Source organism: Variovorax sp. 20P10.2.4, from assembly GCF_058244205.1.
On the sequence record NZ_JBZAYE010000056.1, the window covers coordinates 1 to 21,842 of the forward strand.

15 protein-coding genes and 4 tRNA genes are annotated in these 21,842 nt (G+C 68.0%); 6 read left to right on the top strand and 13 right to left on the bottom strand.

All coding sequences use genetic code 11. From position 1 onward, the window contains the following. Both AC27VN_RS08280 and AC27VN_RS08285 read left to right on the top strand, forming a co-directional pair. Positions 1–676: PA3715 family protein (locus tag AC27VN_RS08280; protein ID WP_490876225.1), on the top strand; the 676-nt coding region annotated here is incomplete at its 5' end. Positions 677–772: 96 nt separating this feature from the next. Further along, positions 773–2,965 (top strand): Ig-like domain-containing domain, encoded by a 2,193-nt coding sequence (locus AC27VN_RS08285; RefSeq protein ID WP_490876226.1) that lies wholly within the window; start codon positions 773–775, stop codon positions 2,963–2,965. Between the two features lie 3 nt (positions 2,966–2,968). On the opposite strand, the gene AC27VN_RS08290 is transcribed toward AC27VN_RS08285, so the two are convergent. From AC27VN_RS08290 to tig, 9 genes are all read right to left on the bottom strand, one after another. Further along, the gene (locus AC27VN_RS08290; RefSeq protein ID WP_490876227.1) at positions 2,969–4,288 is read right to left on the bottom strand and encodes an MFS transporter; all 1,320 of its coding nucleotides are present in this window, start codon (positions 4,286–4,288) and stop codon (positions 2,969–2,971) included. 41 nt (positions 4,289–4,329) lie between these two features. Further along, positions 4,330–4,968, bottom strand: coding sequence for a DUF6806 family protein (locus tag AC27VN_RS08295; protein WP_093344220.1), 639 nt, complete (start codon positions 4,966–4,968; stop codon positions 4,330–4,332). A gap of 21 nt (positions 4,969–4,989) precedes the next feature. Then, positions 4,990–5,081 (bottom strand) — tRNA-Leu (locus tag AC27VN_RS08300). Between the two features lie 97 nt (positions 5,082–5,178). Next, positions 5,179–5,252 (bottom strand) — tRNA-Cys (locus tag AC27VN_RS08305). A 64-nt stretch (positions 5,253–5,316) separates the two neighbouring features. Continuing rightward, a tRNA-Gly gene (locus tag AC27VN_RS08310) sits at positions 5,317–5,392 on the bottom strand. A 75-nt stretch (positions 5,393–5,467) separates the two neighbouring features. Next, positions 5,468–7,906 carry an endopeptidase La gene (lon, locus tag AC27VN_RS08315; protein WP_093344222.1) on the bottom strand — a complete coding sequence of 813 codons (2,439 nt, stop codon included), beginning with the start codon at positions 7,904–7,906 and terminating at the stop codon, positions 5,468–5,470. Between the two features lie 119 nt (positions 7,907–8,025). Next, on the bottom strand, positions 8,026–9,291 hold the full coding sequence (gene clpX, locus AC27VN_RS08320; RefSeq protein WP_093344223.1) for an ATP-dependent Clp protease ATP-binding subunit ClpX: 1,266 nt from the start codon (positions 9,289–9,291) through the stop codon (positions 8,026–8,028). A gap of 126 nt (positions 9,292–9,417) precedes the next feature. After that, positions 9,418–10,026, bottom strand: coding sequence for an ATP-dependent Clp endopeptidase proteolytic subunit ClpP (clpP, locus tag AC27VN_RS08325; protein WP_093344225.1), 609 nt, complete (start codon positions 10,024–10,026; stop codon positions 9,418–9,420). Between the two features lie 116 nt (positions 10,027–10,142). Beyond that, positions 10,143–11,462, bottom strand: coding sequence for a trigger factor (gene tig, locus AC27VN_RS08330; protein ID WP_093344226.1), 1,320 nt, complete (start codon positions 11,460–11,462; stop codon positions 10,143–10,145). Positions 11,463–11,670: 208 nt separating this feature from the next. On the opposite strand from tig, the gene AC27VN_RS08335 reads away from it, so the two are divergent. After that, on the top strand, positions 11,671–12,744 hold the full coding sequence (locus AC27VN_RS08335; protein WP_490876228.1) for a hypothetical protein: 1,074 nt from the start codon (positions 11,671–11,673) through the stop codon (positions 12,742–12,744). Between the two features lie 77 nt (positions 12,745–12,821). On the opposite strand, the gene AC27VN_RS08340 is transcribed toward AC27VN_RS08335, so the two are convergent. The 4 genes from AC27VN_RS08340 to AC27VN_RS08355 form a co-directional block, all read right to left on the bottom strand. Further along, positions 12,822–12,908 (bottom strand) — tRNA-Leu (locus tag AC27VN_RS08340). Positions 12,909–13,010: 102 nt separating this feature from the next. Beyond that, positions 13,011–16,211, bottom strand: a complete 3,201-nt coding sequence (locus AC27VN_RS08345) for an efflux RND transporter permease subunit (protein WP_490876229.1) — start codon at positions 16,209–16,211, stop codon at positions 13,011–13,013. Then, entirely contained in the window at positions 16,208–17,404 is a 1,197-nt protein-coding gene (locus AC27VN_RS08350) for an efflux RND transporter periplasmic adaptor subunit (RefSeq protein WP_490876230.1), read from the bottom strand. The genes AC27VN_RS08345 and AC27VN_RS08350 overlap by 4 nt, the downstream gene beginning before the upstream one ends. Positions 17,405–17,526: 122 nt before the next feature. Next, positions 17,527–19,440: a potassium transporter Kup gene (locus tag AC27VN_RS08355; RefSeq protein WP_490876231.1), complete on the bottom strand. Its 1,914-nt coding sequence runs from the start codon at positions 19,438–19,440 to the stop codon at positions 17,527–17,529. A gap of 61 nt (positions 19,441–19,501) precedes the next feature. On the opposite strand from AC27VN_RS08355, the gene hpnC reads away from it, so the two are divergent. From hpnC to AC27VN_RS08370, 3 genes are all read left to right on the top strand, one after another. Next, entirely contained in the window at positions 19,502–20,428 is a 927-nt protein-coding gene (gene hpnC, locus AC27VN_RS08360) for a squalene synthase HpnC (protein ID WP_490876232.1), read from the top strand. Next, positions 20,425–21,264: a presqualene diphosphate synthase HpnD gene (gene hpnD, locus AC27VN_RS08365; RefSeq protein ID WP_093344234.1), complete on the top strand. Its 840-nt coding sequence runs from the start codon at positions 20,425–20,427 to the stop codon at positions 21,262–21,264. The genes hpnC and hpnD overlap by 4 nt, the downstream gene beginning before the upstream one ends. Continuing rightward, positions 21,261–21,842 (top strand): NAD(P)-binding protein (locus AC27VN_RS08370; RefSeq protein WP_490876233.1); only part of this gene is annotated, 582 nt, incomplete at its 3' end. The genes hpnD and AC27VN_RS08370, both read left to right, overlap by 4 nt.

Here is a 21,842-nt window from a genome sequence, read left to right on the forward strand (position 1 = left end):
GCTGCATCCGCACCGGCCGCTCGACGAGCGGCTGGCCGCCTGCAGGCCCTGGCCGGCCTATCCGGGCCGCAGCATCGTCGTGCTGCCGATGCCGCGCGAGACCAGCGACAACGGCGCCAAGGTCTACGACCTCGAGGTGCTGCTGATCCAGCGCCCCGACAACGGCAACACCGAGCGCGACACCGTCATCGGCCGGCTCTTCCAGGCCGAGGCGCTCGACGAGGACCGCCACAACCTGATCCAGGACGTGCGCATCGACACCTCGCGCTACGTGCTCGCGAGCGACACCCGCGCCTTCGGCCTGCGCGTGCGCTACCGCGACATCGGCACGGCCAGCGCCGCGAGCGAGACGCTGCGCCTCTACGTGCAGCAGGGCTCGAAGCTGCGCCAGGTGCTGCAGGAGATCGAGCTCGACCGCGAGAGCGGCGAATGGGATGCCTCGGCCTGCGCCGGGCATTTCGAGAAGCTGCGCACCATGCTCTCGGTGGGCAAGGCCGCGAGCAACGGCTATGCCGACCTGATGCTGTCGCGCACCGTCGTGCAAAGCCGCGCGCAGGCATCCGAGGACCAGGGCTGCGTCGAGAAGGCGCTGCCCGGGCGTTTCAATTCGGTGACGCTGCGCTACGACGGCGAACGCTACAAGGTACCGAAGTCGCTGCGGCAGTCTTCGTTCTGACATCGCGTCTTTACCGTGAAGCACCTCGGTGTTTCACTGAAATGTCATCCCAAAGTACCAGCATGCGCGGTTTGTTCAGAACAACCAACGCGCACCATGACAACGCCCACTCCGCTTCGCTCGAACCGCATTCCCTTCAAGCCCATGCTGCTCGCCAGCGCCCTCTCGCTGATGCTGGCCGCCTGCGGTGGCGGCGGTAGCGACGGCGGTTTCGTCGGCTTCCTGCCGCCTCCCCCGCCCGCGACGGCTCCGCCGCCGCCCGCGCCGCAGGGCCAGCTGGTCTCGAGCGCGACCTTCACGCCCAATGCCGGTACCAAGGTCGGCTCCTCCGACGCTTCCACCGCCTTCGCGCTGCCCGACGGCTTCATGATCGTGGCCGACGACGAGGCCAACGTGCTGCGCGTGTATCCGCGTGCCGGCGGCGCCGCGGTCAAGGAATGGAGCTACCAGGACAACGACCCCAAGCTGACCGGCGAGCTCGATCTCGAGGCCGGCGTGCGCATCGGCGACACGCTGTATCTCACCGGCTCCAACAGCAACAAGAAGGACGGCTCGGACGCCCCCGCGCGCTCGCACCTGCTCGCGATCAAGGTCAGCGGCACGGGTGCCGCCACCGCCTTCAACTACGTCGGCGAGTTCGCCCAGCTCGAAAGCCAGCTCGTGGCCTGGGACGCCGGTAACGGCCACGGCCTGGGCGCCGACCACTTCGGCTTCGCCGTCTCGGCCGGCAAGGGCGTGATCCCCGAGCAGGTCAACGGCTTCTCGATCGAGGGCATGACCTCCTCGCCGGGCGACACCGCGCTGTGGCTGGGCTTCCGCGCACCGCAGACCAGCACCTCGACGCGCACCAATGCCCTGATCGTGCCGGTGCAGAACTACGCCGCACTGGTGAACAAGACCGCCACGCAGGCCAGCTTCGGCGCGCCGATCGAGATCGACCTCGGTGGCCGCGGCATCCGCTCGATCGACAAGGGCACCGACGGCCGCTACCTGATCACCGCCGGCCCCGCGGGCCCGGCCAGCGCCGACGTGGACCGCAACTTCGCGCTGTTCTCGTGGAGCGGCAATCCGGCCGAAGCACCGGTCGAGCTCTCGAACGACCTCGACGCGCTGCGCAAGGCCACCGGCGGCAGCTTCGAGTCGGCCGTGGAAGTGCCCGGCCCGGTCGCGGCCGGCACGCAGGTGCAGCTGCTGCTCGACAACGGCGACACCGTGTGGCCGGGCCAGACCGACGCGTCGAAGGACCTGCCGCCGGCCGACCAGAAGTTCGAGGGCTTCGTCGTGCGCCTGGGCCAGCCCTGGGTCGATACCGCCGCGCCGGTGCTCAAGAGCGCCTCGCCCAAGGCCGGTGACGGCAGCGTGGGCGTGAACTCGAAGATCACGCTGAATTTCAACGAGGGCGTGCGCCTGGGCGCGGGCAACATCGTGCTGCACAAGGCCGACGGCAGCGTGGTCGAAACCTTCTCGGCCGCGAGCCCGGCCGCGCGCGTGCAGCGTGCCTTCAACGTGCTGACGTTCACGCCGAGCCAGCCGCTCGCCACGTCCACCGGCTACTACGTGACCGTGGACGCCAACGCCGTGCTCGATGCCAAGGGCAACGCTTTCGCGGGCGTGTCCGATGCGAGCACCATCGCCTTCACCACCAGCGCGCCGCCCTCCTTCGGCCCCGGCGACATCCTGTTCCTGGGCCTGAACGCCGACAAGACCGACGCCTTCGCCTTCGTGCTGCTCAAGCCGATGGATGCCGGCACGCGCATCGTGTTCACCGACCGCGATCGCACCGCCGACAAGGAGTTCGACGGCGTGACCAACGAGAGCGCCTATGTCTGGACCGCCGACCGCAATCTCACGGTGGGCACCATCGTGACCATCCAGCCGGACGTCAGCAAGAACACCAACCCGATCGCCAACATCGGCACCACGCAGGGTGCGGGCGGCGGCCTCAGCGCGACCAACGAGACGGTCTATGCCTTCGTCGGCGGCACCGTCGCGGGTCTGGGCGACGGAGCGGCTGGTGCGATCAGTGGCGTGGGTACCTACCTGGCCAGCATCACGGTGGGTCCGGCCACGGGCGCGGGCAGCATTCCCGCCGCGCTGAGCAGCGCGGGTGTCGCGATCAACTTCCCCGACAAGTTCGACGTGCTCTACAACGGTCCGATGCTGCCGGCCTCGCCGACGCCGACCGACATCGCGAACTTCACGGCCAGCGTGAAGAACACGGCGAACTGGAAGTCCCAGGCCGGTACCGGCTGGCCCCTGACCAACGGCAGCCTGTTCGGCGGTTCCTGAGACCTACCCCTGCCCTCGCAGCGCGGCCTCGCGGCCGCGCCGCACGTCGATCGGCCACAGCAGCAGCAGGCCGGCGACGAACAGCACCGCGGTCGACAGGATCGCGATGCGCTGGTTGCCGGCCGTGAGCCAGGTGACCGCGCCGTAGGCCAGCGGGCCGACGATGCTCGCGAGCCGCGTGGCGAAGGACCAGAGGCCGAAGAACTCGGCCATCTGGGCCGGCGGCGCGAAGTAGCCGGTCATCGCACGGCCGGCCGACTGGCTCGAACCCATCGCCAGGCCCGCGATGGCCGCGGCCCACCAGAAGCCACCCTTGGTCGTGACCAGCGCGGCGATCACGCAGACCGCGATCCAGGCCACCAGCGTGACGGCCAGCGAGGTCTTGTGGCCGATGCGGTCCTGCACGTAGCCGAAGCCGAAGGCACCGAGCGCCGCCGCGATGTTGAGCACGAAGATCAGCACCATGGTCTCGCTCGCGACGAAGCCGATCACCTGCTCGGCATAGATCGCGGCCAGCGTGATGGCCACCGCCACGCCGCCCTGGTAGCAGACGGTGCAGGCCAGCAGCGTCATGAAGTCGCGGTAGGCGCGCGCCTGGCGGAAGGTGGAGCGCAGCTGTTGCCAGGCACCCGGCGCCTTGGCGTCGCCGAGAGCCTGCGCGCTCGGCTTGGCGCGCTCGGGCAGCAGCGCGAAGGTGGCGCAGGCGGCCGTGCCGTAGATCGCGGCGGTGATCAGCATCGTCACCGGCACGAAGTGCGAGGCCGGCAGGCCGCGGGCCTGCGACCACAGCACGTAGGCCAGGCACAGGCCCAGCGCCAGCATGCCGCCGACATAGCCGAAGGCCCAGCCCCAGCCGCTGACCTTGCCCATGCCCTCGGGCGTCGCGAGCTCGGGCAGGAAGGCGCCGGTCAGCGACTCGCCGTAGGAGTAGAAGGTGTTCGACACCACGATCAGCAGCATGGCGACCGCCACGCCCGTGGCGCCCGAGAAGCGCGGCGAGAGCGCCAGCGCCGCGGTGCCGATCACGCAGCCCAGGGTGGTGATCGCCAGCAGCCGCTTCTTGGCCGCGCGCAGGTCGGCCCAGGCACCGATGGCCGGCATCGTGAACATCACGATCGCGTAGGAGATGCTGAGCGCCACGGTCCAGGCGAACGGCCCCCAGGCCGCGCCCTTGGCGATGCCGCCCACGAAGTAGGCGGCGAACACGGCCGTGATGACCACGGTCGTGTAGCCCGAGTTGGCGAAGTCGTACATGGCCCAGCCGAACACCTCGCGCTTGCGCACGCCGGTGTTGAGGGCGGAAGAAGGAAAGAGCGCTACCATGCGGCGGATGGTGGTGGCGCCGCGTGGCAGGCGTGTGGCGCTCAGTGCAGGTGGCGCGGGCGGCGTCCGCCGCCATGGCCGCTGCTGCCGCCGCCACCGGTACCGCCGGTGCCGCGCGGGCGCTTGCCGATCTCGAGCGAATTCACCAGGGCATCGAAGCGGTCGCTGAACAGGCGGTCGATCTCGGCCACCACGCCGCCGAGTTCGGAGCCATCGAAGTGGCGCTCCATCAGGTTCACCACGTCCTCGACCAGCAGGTCGCGCTGCACCTGCATGATCGCGGCCGGATTCGGGCCCACGAACAGCATCACGAAGTCGTCGCGCGACTCCTCGTCGGGGTCGCCCTCTTCCTCGTCGAAGTCGGTGTCGTAGAAGGTGACCTCGATCGCCGCGCCGCGCTCGGACAGTTCGTTCAGGGCCATGCACATCTCGTCGAGCGCCTGGCGGAAGTCCTCGTCGCCGGCCACGGTCCAGCACATCTGGAGCATGTGGTCCTTGGGCTCGAAGCGGATGCCGGGTTCTTCCTCGTAGGAGCTGGCGGCGCCGTCGGCGAGCGACTTGGCGCCCGCGTATTTCCACAATGGCTTCAGCGCTTCCTGGATCTGGTCGAAACCGACGTCCGAACGCAGGGCCACGTCGCCATGCACATGAATTTCGAATGGAGCGTTGTAGCGAGGCATTGAATGCTCCCTTGTTAGATGTGGTGCCCGGAACGGGGGTCGAACCCGTATGCCCCGATTAAGGAAGCGGCGGATTTTAAGTCCGATGTGTCTACCAATTTCACCATCCGGGCCCCGGGTTGAATGACGACGATACCCCAAATGAAAACAGCCCCGTCAACGTCGGTTGGCGGGGCCTGGGATCATCGAAGCTGTTCAACGGGAGAAGTGTGGAGGCGCGATCCGGAGTCGAACCGGACTAGACGGATTTGCAATCCGTTGCATAACCGCTTTGCTATCGCGCCACGCAGAAAAAACGAAATCGAACTAGCGAAAAAAAGGGAAGCTGTTGCTTCCCTTTTTCAAAACTGGAGCGGGAAAAGAGTCTCGAACTCTCGACCTCAACCTTGGCAAGGTTGCGCTCTACCAACTGAGCTATTCCCGCGTTTCGAGCCTTGAATTATAGACCAGATTTTCGGGGTTTCGCAAGGCGAGCCCCCGAATTTCATGATCGTGTCGTTCAATGCTTGACCGAGCCTTCCGAAGCCTGCGACTCGCGCTGCTTCGCGATCTCGGCCACGGCCGCCGCCGAGGCCGCGACCTCTTCGTCGGACAGCGGCGTGGGCAGCTTCTCGAGCGCGATCTCGAGCACCTTGTCGATCCACTTGACCGGCACGATCTCGAGGCCGTTCTTCACGTTCTCGGGAATGTCCTGCAGGTCCTTGGCGTTCTCCTCGGGGATCAGCACTGTCTTGATGCCGCCGCGCAGGGCCGCCAGCAGCTTTTCCTTCAGGCCGCCGATCGCCGTGACCTCGCCGCGCAGCGTGATCTCGCCGGTCATCGCCACATCGGCGCGCACCGGGATGCCCGTGAGCGCCGACACGAAGGCCGTGGTCATCGCCGCGCCTGCGCTCGGGCCGTCCTTGGGCGTGGCGCCGTCGGGCACGTGGATGTGGATGTCGCGCTTCTCGAACACCTCGTCCTTGATGCCCAGGCGACGCGAGCGGCTGCGCACCACGGTGCGCGCGGCCTCGACCGATTCCTTCATCACGTCGCCCAGCGAACCGGTGCGGCTGATCACGCCCTTGCCGGGCATGGTCACGGCTTCGATCGTCAGCAGGTCGCCGCCGACCTCGGTCCATGCGAGGCCGACCACCTGGCCGACCTGGTTCTGCTTCTCGGCCAGGCCGAAGGTGAACTTGCGCACGCCGAGGAAGTCGTTGAGGTTCTCGCCGGTGACCGTGACCTTGGGCGTCATCTGCTTGAGCAGCAGGCCCTTGACCACCTTGCGGCAGATCTTCGAGAGCTCGCGCTCGAGCGAACGCACGCCGGCTTCACGCGTGTAGTAGCGCACGATGTCGCGCACGGCCTCCTCGGTGACGAGCAGTTCCTCTTCCTTCACGCCGTTGTTCTTCAGCTGCTTGGGCAGCAGGTACTTGATCGCGATGTTGGTCTTCTCGTCCTCGGTGTAGCCCGAGAGGCGGATGACTTCCATGCGGTCCAGCAGCGCCGGCGGAATGTTCATCGAGTTCGAGGTGGCGACGAACATCACGTCGCTCAGGTCGAAGTCGACTTCCACGTAGTGGTCGCCGAAGGTGTGGTTCTGCTCGGGATCGAGCACCTCGAGCAGCGCGCTCGACGGGTCGCCGCGGAAGTCGGTGCCCAGCTTGTCGATCTCGTCGAGCAGGAACAGCGGATTGCGCGTGCCGATCTTGCTCAGCCCCTGCAGCACCTTGCCCGGCAGCGCGCCGATGTAGGTACGGCGGTGGCCGCGGATCTCGGCTTCGTCGCGCATGCCGCCGAGCGCCATGCGGGTGTACTTGCGGCCGGTCGCCTTGGCGATCGACTGCCCGAGCGAGGTCTTGCCCACACCCGGCGGGCCCACGAGGCACAGGATCGGCGCCTTGACCTTGTCGACACGCTGCTGCACCGCGAGGTACTCGAGGATGCGGTCCTTGACCTTCTCGAGGCCGTAGTGGTCGGCGTTGAGCACCGCCTCGGCATTCGCGAGGTCGTGCTTGATCTTGGTCCGCTTGGCCCAAGGCAGGCCCACCAGCACGTCGATGTAGTTGCGCACCACGGTGGCTTCGGCCGACATCGGCGACATCAGCTTGAGCTTCTTGAGCTCGCCCTCGGCCTTCTTGAGCGCGTCCTTGGGCATCTTGGCGAGCTTGATCTTCTTCTCGATCTCCTCGATGTCCGCGCCCTCCTCGCCTTCGCCGAGCTCCTTCTGGATCGCCTTGACCTGCTCGTTGAGGTAGAAGTCGCGCTGGTTCTTCTCCATCTGGCGCTTCACGCGGCCACGGATCTTCTTGTCGACGTTGAGGATGTCGACTTCGCGCTCGAGCTGGCCGAACAGGTTCTCCAGCCGTGCCTTGGTGTCGTCGAGGTCGAGCACCGCCTGCTTGTTGTCGAGCTTGAGCGGCAGGTGCGCGGCGATCGTGTCGGCCAGGCGGCCCGGATCGTCGATGCTCGAGATCGAGGTCAGGATCTCGGGCGGAATCTTCTTGTTGAGCTTCACGTACTGGTCGAACTGCTGCATCACAGCGCGGCGCAGCGCCTCGACCTCGGTGCCCTTCTCGCCGCCCTCGGGCGCCGCCACCGGCGTCACGTTGGCCGAGAAGTGGGTCTCGCCGTCATCGATGCGGTTCACGCGCGCGCGCTGCTGGCCTTCGACCAGCACCTTCACCGTGCCGTCCGGCAGCTTGAGCATCTGCAGGATGGTCGAGACGCAGCCGACCTCGAACATGTCCTCGACCGAGGGCTCATCCTTGGCGGCGGCCTTCTGGGCCACCAGCATGATGCGGCGCTCGGCCTCCATGGCCAGCTCGAGCGCCTTGATGCTCTTGGGGCGCCCCACGAACAGCGGGATCACCATATGGGGGAACACGACGACATCGCGCAGCGGCAGCAGCGGCAGATCGATGGCGTCGGCGGGCAGAGGGGTATGACCGGACATGGATATCCTTTGATTGATCAAGCAAAGATGGTCGGCGACACGGGCATTTCAAGCCCGCGGCCGCAGTCTTTGTCGAAGACGCCGGGCATCTCGGGGGGAAGAGCCGGCTTGGGAGTCACTCAGGCCTTCTTGGCTGCCTCGCGGTACACGAGCAGCGGGGGCTTGTTCTCGTCGATGGTCGATTCCTCGACCACGACCTTGTCGACGTTGGTGGCATTGGGCAGCTCGAACATCGTGTCGATCAGCGACTGCTCGAGGATCGAGCGCAGGCCGCGCGCGCCGGTCTTGCGGGCCAGGGCCTTGCGCGCGATCGCCTTGAGGGCGGCGGGGCGGATCTCGAGGTCCACGCCCTCCATCTGCAGCAGCTTGGTGAACTGCTTGACCACGGCGTTCTTGGGCTCGGTGAGGATGCGCACCAGCGCGTCCTCGCTGAGCTCGGCCAGCGAGGCCACCACGGGCATGCGGCCCACGAGTTCGGGGATCAGGCCGAACTTGATCAGATCCTCGGGCTCGACCTCGCGGAACACCTCGGTGAGGCTGCGCTGGGCCTTGCTCTTGACGCTGGCGCCGAAACCGATGCCCGAGGCCTCGGTGCGGTTCTCGATCACCTTCTCGAGGCCCGCGAAGGCACCGCCGCAGATGAACAGGATGTTGGTCGTGTCGATCTGCAGGAAGTCCTGGTTCGGGTGCTTGCGCCCGCCCTGGGGCGGCACGCTGGCCATGGTGCCTTCGATCAGCTTGAGCAGCGCCTGCTGCACGCCCTCGCCCGACACGTCGCGCGTGATCGAGGGGTTGTCGGACTTGCGCGAGATCTTGTCGATCTCGTCGATGTAGACGATGCCGCGCTGCGCGCGCTCGACCTCGTAGTTGCAACTCTGCAGCAGCTTCTGGATGATGTTCTCGACGTCCTCGCCGACGTAGCCGGCCTCGGTCAGCGTGGTGGCGTCGGCCATCACGAAGGGCACGTCGAGCTGGCGCGCCAGCGTCTGCGCCAAGAGCGTCTTGCCCGAGCCCGTGGGGCCGATCAAGAGGATGTTGCTCTTGCTGAGCTCCACGTCCTCGCCCTTGGCCTTTTCCTTGTGGCGCAGGCGCTTGTAGTGGTTGTAGACGGCCACCGACAGCATGCGCTTGGCCGGCTCCTGGCCGATCACGTAGTTGTCGAGGTTGGTCTTGATCTCGAGCGGCGTCGGCAGGTCGTTGCGCGCCTCGCGCGCTTCCTCGCCGGCCGGCAGTTCGTCGCGGATGATCTCGTTGCAGAGGTCGATGCACTCGTCGCAGATGAAGACCGAAGGACCCGCGATCAGCTTCTTCACCTCGTGCTGGCTTTTGCCGCAGAACGAGCAGTAGAGCGTTTTTTCGCTGGAAGTGCCTTTTTTCTCGGCCATGGACAGGTGCCTCGTAACGGGTTTGGACAATGATAACGAAACAAAAACGGCGTTTCCCGTGTGGAAAACGCCGTTGTTGCCTTTTTGGCGCCTCCGGCATCGCGACGCCGGCGCGCCGAACCCCGCTCAGGGGCGCTTGGCGATGACCTGGTCGACCAGGCCGTAGTCCTTGGCCTCGTCGGCCGTCAGGAAGTAATCGCGCTCGGTATCGGACTTGACCTTGTCCAGCGGCTGGCCGGTGCGCTCGGCCAGGATGCGGTTCATCTGGTCCTTGGTGCGCAGGATGTCGCGCGCATGGATCTCGATGTCGGTGGCCTGGCCGCGGGCGCCGCCGAGCACCTGGTGGATCATGATCTTCGAGTTGGGCAGCGAGAAGCGCTTGCCCTTGGCACCGGCCGCGAGCAGGAACGCGCCCATGCTGGCCGCGAAGCCCACGCACAGGGTCGAGACCTCGGGCTTGATGAACTGCATGGTGTCGTAGATCGCCATGCCGGCCGTGACGCTGCCGCCCGGGGAGTTGATGTAGAACGAGATGTCCTTGTCGGGGTTCTCGCTCTCGAGGAACAGCAGCTGGGCCACCACGAGGTTGGCGGTCTGGTCGTTGACCTCGCCCACCAGGAAGATGATGCGTTCCTTGAGGAGCCGCGAGTAGATGTCGTAGGACCGTTCGCCACGGCCCGATTGCTCGATGACCATCGGGACCATGCCGAGGCCTTGGATTTCCTGTGCGCTCATGAATTTGCTCCGGAGAAGGGTTCGTTCGCTGTCGTCAATCTGAACTGTACGCCTGAGTGAAATGGGGCTCGTGCCGCAAAGCACAAGCCCCATGGCGTCCCGGGCCGAGGCGGCGATCAGGCCTGTTGCTGCTGCGCCATCAGTTCGTCGAACGACACCGACTTCTCGGCGACCTTGGCCTTGCCGAGCACGAAATCGGTCACGTTGTTCTCGATCACCACGGCCTCGACTTCGGCCAGGCGGTTGTTGTCGCTGAAGTACCAGCGCACCACGTCGGCCGGCTTCTCGTAGCTCGAGGCGAGCTCGTCGATGTGGGCCTTGATCTGCTCGGGCTTGGCCTGCAGGTTGTTGGCGCGCACCAGCTCGGCGACCACCAGGCCCAGGCGCACGCGGCGCTCGGCCTGGGGACGGAACACTTCCTCGGGGATCGGGGCCTTGTCGGCGTCCTTGATGCCGCGCTGCTTGAGCTCGGCGCGCGCGCCTTCGATCATGCGGTTGACTTCGGACTGCACGCTGGCGTTGGGCAGGTCGAGCTCGGCGTTGGCCACCAGCGCGTCCATCACGGCGTTCTTGTTGCGCGCCAGCAGGCGGAACTTGACCTCGCGCTCGAGGTTCTTCTTGATGTCGGCGCGCAGGCCGTCGACCGTGGCGTCGGCGATGCCGAGCGACTTGGCGAGCTGCTCGTTGACTTCGGGCAGGTGCGAGGCTTCGATCTTCTTCAGCGTGACGAGGAAGTCGGCCTGCTTGCCGGCCACGTCCTGGCCGTGGTAGTCGGCCGGGAACGACAGCGGGAAGGTGCGGCTGTCGCCTGCCTTCATGCCGCGCACGGCGTCTTCGAATTCCTTGAGCATCTGGCCTTCGCCGACCACGAACTGGAAGTCCTCGGCCTTGCCGCCCTGGAAGGGCTCGCCGTCGATCTTGCCTTCGAAGTCGACGGTCACGCGGTCGTCGTCCTGGGCCACGGCGTCTTGCGCGCGCTGCGCGAAGGTGCGGCGCTGCTTGCGCAGGATGTCCAGCGTCTTGTCGATCGCGTCGTCGCCCACTTCGGCCGACAGCTTCTCGACTTCGGCGCCCGACAGGTCGTTGATCTTGACTTCGGGGAACACCTCGAACACGGCGTCGAAGGACAGCTCGCCCTCGGGCGCGCCTTCCTTCTCGGTGATGCGGGGCTGGCCGGCCACGCGCAGCTTGGCTTCGTTGGCGGCCTGCGAGAAGGCCTCGCCGACCTTGTCGTTCATGACCTCGAACTGCACCGAGTAGCCATAGCGCTGGGCCACGACGTTCATCGGCACCTTGCCGGGACGGAAGCCGTCCATCTTGACGGTGCGCGCGAGCTTCTTGAGGCGCGAATCGACTTCGGACTGGATGATGCCGACCGGCAGGGTCAGCGTGATCTTGCGTTCGAGCTTCTCGAGGGTTTCAACGGTCACGGTCATGATGTCTTCCTTGTGAGGGGGCTGCCACGCGGGGCCTGCATCGTTTTTATCAATACAGATCAAGGACTTACACGCGCTGGCGGGATTGATGCGGAGGCACGCGCATGCTGCGCGTAAAACCGGGCAACCCAAGATTCTAATCGGCCGGAACAGGCTCCCTTGGGCATGACCCGAAGTCGATGCGCGGAGGCCGCGGACGGCAGGCCGGATGGCCCCCGGTTTCGCGCTTACAGTGGCGGCCGGTTCGCCATTGCCCACAGGAAACCCGATGCTCCAGCGACTGCTCGCCGCCTTCAGCCTGGCCCTTGCCGCCGCCCTCGTGTTCGCCCTTCCGCCGGCGGCCCAGGCGAAGACCGGCGACGCGCAGGCGGCGAAGGTGCCAACCATCCAGCAGATCCACGAAGCGGCGAGCAAGGGCCGGATGGACGCCGCCAACGCGATGATCGAGAAAGTGCTGAAGAGCCATCCCCGCAGTGCGAAGGCCCATTTCGTCCACTCGGAGCTGCTGGCGATGCAGGACCGGCTCGACGACGCACGGGAGGCGCTGGCGCGGGCCAGGAAGCTGTCGCCAAGCCTCGAGTTCGCGAAGGCCGAATCGGTCGCCAAGCTCGAACGCAAGCTGGAGACGCCGGTCGAGATCCAGCCCGAGCCCGCGCCCGCCGCATTGCCCGCCGCGCCGGCGATGCCCTCGAGCCTGCCCTCGCCGAACGACTACTTCCCGCCGGACAGCAAGATCGCCTGGGGACCGATTGCCCTGGCGGCGACCGGCATCCTCGCGCTGGCCCTCGTCGCGCAGGTCTTCTTCCGGCGGCGTTCGCGCACCGTCGACCTTCTCGAGCCCACGGAGCCCTCCGCGCCCCGCTCGCGCCGGTTCTCGCGGCCCCTCAGCGATTCGTCGATGGGTTACGGCACGCCCGCGACGGACGGCGATCGGGAGTTCCCGCCCACGCCGGTGCCGAGCCAGGGCCCGAACCTCACGGAAGCGCTCGCGGTCGGCGCGGTGGTCGGCACCGTGGTCGTGGGCGAAGTGCTGCGCCGGGTCATCCAGGATCACGCGGACGAGCAGCGCGGCACCACGGTGAACATCTTCAACCACCACCATCACCGCAGCAGCCGCAGCCCGTGGTCGTCGTCCGATCCCGACCCGGAACCCTCGTACGACCGCAGCTTCGTGGACAAGGACTTCGGCATCAAGGACACGAGCTCGTGGGACAGCGCGAGCGACAGCAGCGACAGCTCGAGCAGCAGCAGCGACAGCGGCGGCGGCAGCAACGACTGGTAGCCCACGAAAAAAGCCTCCGGTCCCTGCGGAACGGAGGCTTTCTCGCTGCTCGATAGAACGGTCTACATAGCAGAGGCTGGTGCGCGGGGCCGGACTCGAACCGGCACGTTCTTGCGAACGTCAGGACCTAAACCTGGTGCGTCTACCAATTTCGCCACCCGCGCGATGCCAATCTTTCAGGTGAATGCAAAAGCGGACGGCCTTCCGGCACCTCGGTCATCCCTGGTGCCAAAGACCATCCGCTTGAAATCGGTCAGCTTCGGATTTTAAACATGAATGGGGGCCGCCTCCGGCCCGCTCGGTGCCGCGGGCTGCGCCTCCTCGCGCTTGACCCGGAACGCCGCCGCATACATCGCCGGCAGTGCCAGCAAGGTCAGCACCGTCGCCACGATCAGCCCACCCATGATGGCGACCGCCATCGGGCCCCAGAACACACTGCGCGAGAGCGGGATCATCGCCAGCACGGCGGCCGCGGCGGTCAGCACGATCGGGCGCAGGCGGCGCACGGCCGACTCGACGATGGCGTCCCAGGCCGGCACGCCGGCCGCGCGGTCGTGCTCGATCTGGTCGATCAGGATCACGGCATTGCGCTGGATCATCCCCATCAGCGCGATCACGCCGAGCAGCGCGACGAAGCCGAAGGGCCGGTTCAGCACCAGCAGCGCACCGGCCACGCCGGCGATGCCCATGGGGCCGGTGATGAACACCAGCAGCGAACGGCTGAAGCTGTGCAGTTGCAGCATCAGCAGCGTGAACACCAGGAACAGCATGATCGGCACGCCGGCCACGATGGAGGCCGAGCCCTTGCTGCTCTCCTCCACCGCACCCGCCACCTCGATGCGGTAGGCGCCCTGCCCGGCCGCGTGCCAGCCGGCCTCGAGCTCGCGCAGCTTCGGCAGCAGTTGGTCGGTCACGGTCGCGCCCTGCAGGCCCTCGGTCACGTCGCCCTGCACGGTGATCGCGTAGTCGCGGTTCTCGCGCCACATCACGCCGGGCTCCCAGGTGAACACCGGCCGGGCGATCTGCGTCAGCGGGATCGAGCGGCCCGAGGCCGTCGGCAGGTAGGCGTTGCCGATGTCCGAGATGGCTTCGCGCTCGTCGGCCGACTGGCGCAGCACGATGTCGATCAGCAGGTCGTTCTCGCGGTACTGGCCCACGGTGGTGCCGCTGAACATGGTGCGCGAGGCCTGCGCGATGGCCTGGCTGGTCACGCCGAGCGCGCGCGCCTTGGCCTGGTCGACCTCGAGGCGGATCACCTTCACCGACTCGTTCCAGTTGTCGTTCACGCCGCGCATGTTGGCGTTCTCGCGCAGCACGGCCTTGACCTCGTCGGCGTGCGCGCGCAGCTGCGTCGGGTCGGTGCCGATCACGCGGAACTGCACCGGGTACGGCACCGGCGGCCCGTTGGGCAGCAGCTTCACGCGGCCGCGCACCTCGGGGAATTCCTGCGCCAGCAGGCCGGGCAGCGACAGCCGCAGCGTCTCGCGCACCTTGAGGTCGCTCGCCAGCACGATCAGCTGCGAGACGTTGGACTGCGGGAACACCTGGTCCAGCGGCAGGTAGAAACGCGGCACGCCCGAGCCGATCCAGGTGCTGACGGTCTTCACGCCCGCTTCCTTGAGGATGCGCTGCTCGACCCGCTTCGCCACTTCCTCGTTGGCCTGGAACGAGGTGCCCTCGGGGAACCAGATGTCGACCAGGATCTCGGGCCGGCTCGAGTCGGGGAAGAACTGCTGCTGCACCTTGCCCATGCCGACGATGCCGAGCGCGAAGATCAGCACGGTGGCGCCGATGGTCAGCCAGCGGTGCTGCACGCACCAGTTCACCGCGCGGCGGAAGGCGTTGTAGAACGGCGTGTCGAACAGCTCGTGCGGCGGCGCATCGGGGTCGTGCGGCTTGACCTTGAGCAGCAAGGTGCCCAGGTACGGCACGAAGTACACCGAGACGATCCACGACAGCACCAGCGCGATCACCGTCACCGCGAAGATCGCGAAGGTGTATTCGCCGGTCACCGACTTGGCGATGCCGATCGGCAGGAAGCCCGCGGCGGTGATCAGCGTGCCGGTGAGCATGGGCTTGGCCGTCACGTCGTAGGCGAAGGTGGCGGCGCGGACCTTGTCGTAGCCCTCCTCCATCTTCCGCACCATCATCTCGACCGCGATGATCGCGTCGTCCACCAGCAGGCCCAGCGCGATGATCAGCGAGCCCAGCGAGATCTTGTGCAGCCCGATGCCGAAGTAGTTCATCGCCAGGAAGGTCACGGCCAGCACCAGCGGGATGGTGATCGCCACCACCAGGCCCGGGCGCATGTCGATGTACCAGCCGAAGCGCCCGCCCTTGTGCAGGCCCAGCGAGATGATGCTGACCGCCAACACGATGGCCACGGCCTCGATCAGCACGCGCACGAACTCGTTGACCGAGCTCGCCACGGCGACCGGCTGGTCCTGCACCTGCGCGAGCTTCACGCCCAGCGGCAGCTGCTTGTCGATGCTCGCGGTGGCCACGCGCAGCGCCTTGCCCAGCGCGATGATGTCGCCGCCCTTGGTCATCGAGACGCCGAGCGCGATCACTTCCTTGCCCTGGTGGTGCACCTTGACCGAGGGCGGATCGATGTAGCCGCGGCGGATCTCGGCGATGTCGCCGAGCTTGAGCTGGTTGCCCGAGCTGCCGCGGATCGGCATCTCGCGCAGCTGGTCGACGTTGGTGAACTGCCCGCCCACGCGCACCTGCACCACGTCGAGCGGCGACTGGATCGTGCCGGCGCTCTCGACCGCGTTCTGCGAACCGAGCTGCTGCAGCACGGCGTTGAAGTCGAGGCCCAGCTGCGCCAGGCGCTTCTGCGAGATCTCGATGAAGACCTTCTCGTCCTGCACGCCGAACTGGTCGACCTTGGCCACGTCCTTCACGCGCAGCAGCTGCTGACGCACGTCGTCGGCCAGGGTCTTGAGCTCGGCATAGCTGAAGCCTTCGCTCTCGAGCGCGTAGATCACGCCGTAGACGTCGCCGAAGTCGTCGTTGAAGAACGGCCCCTGCACGCCCGCGGGCAGGGTGCCGCGCATGTCGCCGATCTTCTTGCGCACCGTGTACCAGACGTTGGCGACCTCGCTCGCCTTCGAGGAGTCCTTGATCTGGAAGATGATCTGCGACTCGCCGGGCTTGGAGTAGCTGCGGATCTTGTCGGCGTACGGCGCCTCCTGCAGCGTGCGCTCGAGCTTGTCGGTGACCTGCTCGGCCACCTGCTGCGCGGTGGCGCCGGGCCAGTAGGTGCGCACCACCATCGCGCGGAAGGTGAAGGGCGGATCCTCGTCCTGCCCGAGCTGGAAGTAGGCGAAGGCGCCCAGCAGCATCAGCACCAGCATCAGGTAGCGCGTGAGCGGCGCGTGGTCGAGCGCCCATTTCGAGAGATTGAAGCCGCCCGCGCGGGCGGCCGGCTCGGCGCCGTGGTTCGCCTTGTCAGCGCCGCTCATTTGCCGGCACCCGCTGCGATCTCCTTCTTGTTGGCGGCCACGGGCGCGACGCCCTGCGTGGCACTGCCCGCGTCCGCACCGCCCGCCGCCACTTCACGCGGCTGGTAGATCGTGACCTTCTGGCCCGGCGACAGCACGTGCACCCCGGCCACCACCACCTGCATGCCGGGCGTCACACCGGCGCCGATCACGGCCTCGTTGCCGTCGGCGGTCGCCACCTGCACCGGCTGCGAGCGCACCGTCATGGTCGACTTGTCGAGCACCCACACGGCCGTGCCCTTGCCTTCCTGACGCAGCGCGCTGGTCGGCAGCTTGACGACGGCCGGGCCGCTGCGCGCGAGCGCCTGCGGCCGCGCATAGACCGTGGCGCCGAGCGCGGGCGCGCTCGCGGCATCGATCGCCACCTTCACGGTGAAGGTGCGGGTCACGGCGTCGGCGCTGGCCGCCACCTCGCGCACCTGGCCCTGCAGTTCCTCGCCGCCCGACCAGCCGCGCACCGCGACCGCCGAGCCGGGCTTGATCAGGCCCGCGCGGTCTTCCGGCACCGCGAACACCACGTCGCGCGCGCCGTCCTGCGCGATCCGCACCACCGGCGTGCCGGCCTGCACCACCTGGCCCGGCTCGGCCTCGATGGCGGTGATGACGCCGGCCACGTCGGCCACCAGCGTCGTGTAGTTGGCCTGGTTGCCCTGCGACGAGAGCTGGGCCTGCGCCTGCTCGAGCTGGGCCTGCGCCGCCTTCCAGGTCGATTCGCGGCGCTCGAGCTCGGCGCCGCTGATGAAGTTCTGCTCGCGCAGCTCGCGGTAGCGCTTGAGGTCGGCCGCGGCCAGGTCGCGGTTGGTCAGCGCCGCGGCCTGCTGGGCACGGGCCGCTTCGGCGGCCAGCCGGTAGTCCTGCGGATCGAGCTGGGCCAGCACCTGGCCGGCCTGCACGCGCTGGCCGAGCTCGGCCTGGCGGCGCGTGATCTTGCCCGCCACGCGGAAGCCCAGGCGCGACTCGACGCGCGCCCGCACCTCGGCCGAGAACTCGGGCTGGGCATCGAATTCGCTGGTGCCCACGGTCACCAGCTTGACCGCGCGGACCGGCTCCTCCGCGGGTTTGGACGGCGAGCAGGCGGCCAGGGCCACGAAGGCGGGAACCAGCAGCCAGGCGGCCGCGCGGTCGAGCGAGAAGATGGATTGGGAGGCGGTCATGAGACACCCTGGAAGGAACGAACCGGGTCTTTAATGACCCACCGGTTAGTAATCTAGGGTAAACGTGAACCGCTGTCAATTACCCGCTGGTCATTAACGCCGGCGGGAGGCGGCGCCGGCGCTCAGGTCCGCTGGCCCATTTCCACCAGCCGGTTGTCGGGCAGCTCGAAGTAGTCCGAGGCGCGCCCCGCGTTGCGCTGCAGCCAGCCGAACAGCGCGCGCCGGATCGGGTTGAGGCCCGGCAGGTTCTCCTCGCCCACCGAGGCGCGCGAGACGAAGTACGAGGTCTTCATCGAGTCGATCGCCAGCGTCTTCTGGTAGGCCAGGATGCGGATGAACTCGGGCACGTCGGGCCGTTCCATGAAGCCGTGGCGCGCGGTCACGACCCAGATGCCGGTCATCAGCGACTCGGCCTCGATGCGCAGGCGCGCGTCGACGCGCGGCGTGTCGCAGGGCAGCACGCGCAGCACGATCACCTGCTCGTGCAGCACCTGGTTGTGCTTGAGGTTGTGCAGCAGCGCGTGCGGCACCGAGGTCACGTTGACGTTGAGGAACACCGCCGTGCCCTGCACCCGGTGCGGCATGTGGTGGGCCAGCGACTCGAAGAAGGGCCGCAGCGGCAGGCTCTCGGCCGCGGCCGCCTCCAGCCCCAGGCGCCGCCCCTTGGCCCAGGTGGTGAACAGCAGCATCACGCCCGCCGCCACCGCCAGCGTGAGCCAGCCGCCCTCGGCCACCTTGAGGCTGTTGGCGACCACGAAGGTCAGGTCGACCGCCGCGAAGGCCGCCACGCCCAGCGCCACCGCCGGCTTGTTCCAGCGCCACAGCCCCCAGGCCACGATGCCGGCCAGCAGGGTGGTCGTGACCATGGTGATCGACACCGCGATGCCGTAGGCCGCCGACAGCGCGCTCGAACTGCGGAAGCCCAGCACTAGCAGCAGCACGCCCACCATCAGCAGCCAGTTGACGGTCGGCACGTAGATCTGGCCGATCGCCGTGCCCGAGGTCTGGATCACGCGCATGCGCGGCAGGTAGCCCATGCGCATCGCATGCGCCGTGAGCGAGAAGGCGCCCGAGATCACGGCCTGCGAGGCGATCACCGTCGCCATCGCGGCCAGCAGCACCATCGGCAGCACGCCCCAGGCCGGAAAGAGCCGGAAGAAGGGGTTGTCGATCGCCGCCGGGTTGGCCAGCACCAACGCGCCCTGGCCGAAGTAGTTGAGCACCAGCCCCGGCAGCGCGATGAAGAGCCAGGCGAGCCGGATCGGCCGCGCGCCGAAGTGGCCCATGTCGGCATAGAGCGCCTCGCCGCCCGTGAAGGCCAGGAACACCGCGCCCAGCACCGCCAGCGACTGCAGCCGGTGCTCGACCAGGAACAGCACGGCACGGCGCGGATCGAGCGCCGCCAGCACCTGCGGCTGGGCCAGCACCTGCAGCAGCCCGGCCACGCCGATCACAACGAACCACAGCAGCATCACCGGCCCGAACACCTTGCCGACCGCGCCCGTGCCCTTCTTCTGCACCGCGAACAGCGCGATCAGGATCACCACCGTGATCGGCAGCACCGCGCGCTCGAGCATCGGCGCGCGCACCTCCAGCCCCTCGACCGCCGACAGCACCGAGATCGCCGGCGTGATCAGGCTGTCGCCGTAGAACATGGCCGCGCCCACCAGGCCCAGCAGCCCGATCAGGTGGCCGAGCCAGGGCTTCGCGCCGATGCGCGAGGCGGCATTGCGCGCCAGCGCCTGCAGCGCCAGGATGCCGCCCTCGCCGTCGTGGTCGGCGCGCAGCACGAACACCACGTACTTGAGCGTCACCACGAACAGCAGGCCCCAGAAGATCAGCGACAGCAGGCCCAGCACCGCGTCGGGCGAGAACGGCACGCCGTGCTCGGGGTTCAGGGTTTCCTTGAAGGCGTACAGCGGCGAGGTGCCGATGTCGCCGAACACGACGCCGAGCGCCGCGATCACGACCAGGCCCTTGCCGGCCGGGTGCGCCGCGTCGCCTTGCGCGATGGAAGTCCTGGCCGGTGCATTCATGGGAGCAAGAATCGGGAGTGGGGACGCCGGGAGCATAGCCGCGCTGGTTGACAATCGCAGCGTGTCCCAGACGCCCCCTCCCCCCCACGCCGCCGCCGCCCCGACGCACTACGAGAACTTTCCCGTGGCCTCGTGGCTGTGCCCGCCGCGGCTGCGCGCGCCGATCGCGGCCATCTACCACTTCGCGCGCACGGCCGACGACATCGCCGACGAGGGCCAGGCCACGCCCGCACAGCGCCTGGCCGAACTGCACGCCTACCGCGCCGCGCTGGCCGATGCGGCGCAGGGCCGGGTCGACCCGGCCGGGCCCTGGGCCGGGGTGTTCGGCCCGCTGGCCCACAACATCGAAGCCTTCGGCCTGCCCGAGACGCTGCTGGCCGACCTGCTCGACGCCTTCATGCAGGACATCGTGAAGACCCGCGACGGCAGCGACTACGCCGACCGCGAGGAGCTGCTCGACTACTGCCGCCGCTCGGCCAACCCCGTGGGCCGGCTGCTGCTGCACCTGTACGGCGTGCACGACGCGCCCTCGCTCGCGCAGAGCGACGCCATCTGCAGCGCGCTGCAACTCATCAATTTCTGGCAGGACCCGAGCGTGGACCTGCCGCGCGGGCGCTTCTACTTCCCGCTGACCGACTGCGCCCGGCGCGGCTTCACGCGCCAGCACTTCAAGGTGTTCGCGCCGCTCTCGCCCGCCTACCCGCCGCCGCAGGAGGCGATCAACCTGATCTCGGTGGTGTCGTTCTGGGCCCGCGAGCTGATGCAGCAGGGCGCGCCGCTGGTGCACCGACTGCCGGGGCGCGCCGGCTGGGAGCTTCGCCTGGTCGTGCAGGGCGGCCTGCGCATCCTCGACAAGATCGAGGACCTGGGCTTCGACAGCTTCACGCAGCGGCCCACGATCGGCAAGGCCGATGCCCCCGTGCTGCTCTGGAAGGCACTGCGGATGCGGAGACAATCACGGCCCATGAACGCAGCGCCCTCCCGATGAATCCCGAGCAATACGTGCAAGACAAGGCCGCCGCCTCGGGCAGCAGTTTCTATTACGCCTTCCTGTTCCTTCCCAAGCCGCGGCGCGCGGCCATCACCGCCTTCTACGCCTTCTGCCGCGAGGTCGACGACGTGGTCGACGAAGTCAGCGACCCCGGCGTGGCCGCCACCAAGCTCGCCTGGTGGCGCACCGAGGTGGCCCAGGCCTTCGCGGGCACGCCGCGCCATCCGGTGATGCAGGCGCTGATGCCGCACGTGGCGGCCTACGGCATCGAGGCGCGCCAGCTCGACCAGGTCATCGAGGGCTGCCAGATGGACCTCGAGCAGACCCGCTACCTCGACTTCCCCGGCCTCGCGCGCTATTGCCACCTGGTGGCGGGCGTGGTGGGCGAGGTGGCGGCGCGCATCTTCGGCCAGACCGAGGCGCAGACCACCGCCTACGCGCACAAGCTCGGCCTCGCGCTGCAGCTCACCAACATCATCCGCGACGTGGGCGAGGACGCCCTGCGCGGTCGCATCTATCTGCCGGTCAACGACCTGCAGAAGCACGAGGTCAAGGCGCACGAGATCCTCAACCGCGTGCATTCCGAGCGCTTCGTCGCGCTGATGAAGTTCCAGGCGCAGCGTGCCCATGCCGCCTACGACGAGGCGCTGGCGCTGCTGCCCGCGGCCGACCGCCGCGCGCAGAAGCCGGGCCTGATGATGGCCAGCATCTACCGCACCCTGCTGCGCGAGATCGAGCGCGACGACTTCCAGGTACTGAACCAGCGCGTGAGCCTCACGCCCGTGCGCAAGCTGTGGCTGGCCTGGAAGGTGCAGGCGCTGGGCCGGCTGTGAGGCTGGCGGTCGTCGGCGCCGGCTGGGCCGGCCTGGCCTGCGCGGTCGAGGCCGTGCGCCAGGGCCACGCGGTCACCGTGTTCGAGGCCGCGCCCCATGCTGGCGGCCGCGCGCGCCGCGTCGACGACATGCACGGCATGGCGCTCGACAACGGCCAGCACATTCTGATCGGCGCCTACGCCGCCACGCTGCAGCTGATGCGCGATGTCGGTGTCGATCCCGAACGGGCGCTGCTGCGCCTGCCGCTGTCGCTGCGCTTCGCCGATGGCGGCGGCCTGCAGCTGCCGCGCCTGCCCGCACCGCTCGACCTGCTGGTGGGCATCTTCCGGGCGCGCGGCTGGACCTGGCGCGACAAGTCCGCGCTGCTGCGCACCGCGATCGGCTGGCGGTTGAAGGGCTTTCGCTGCGACGCCTCGACCACCGTCGCCGAACTCTGCGCGGGCCTCACGCCGCGCGTGATGCAGGAGCTGATCGAGCCGCTGTGCGTCTCGGCGCTCAACACGCCCGTTGCGCAATCGAGCGGCCAGGTCTTCCTGCGCGTGCTCCACGACGCGCTGTTCAGCGGCAGCGGCGGCGCC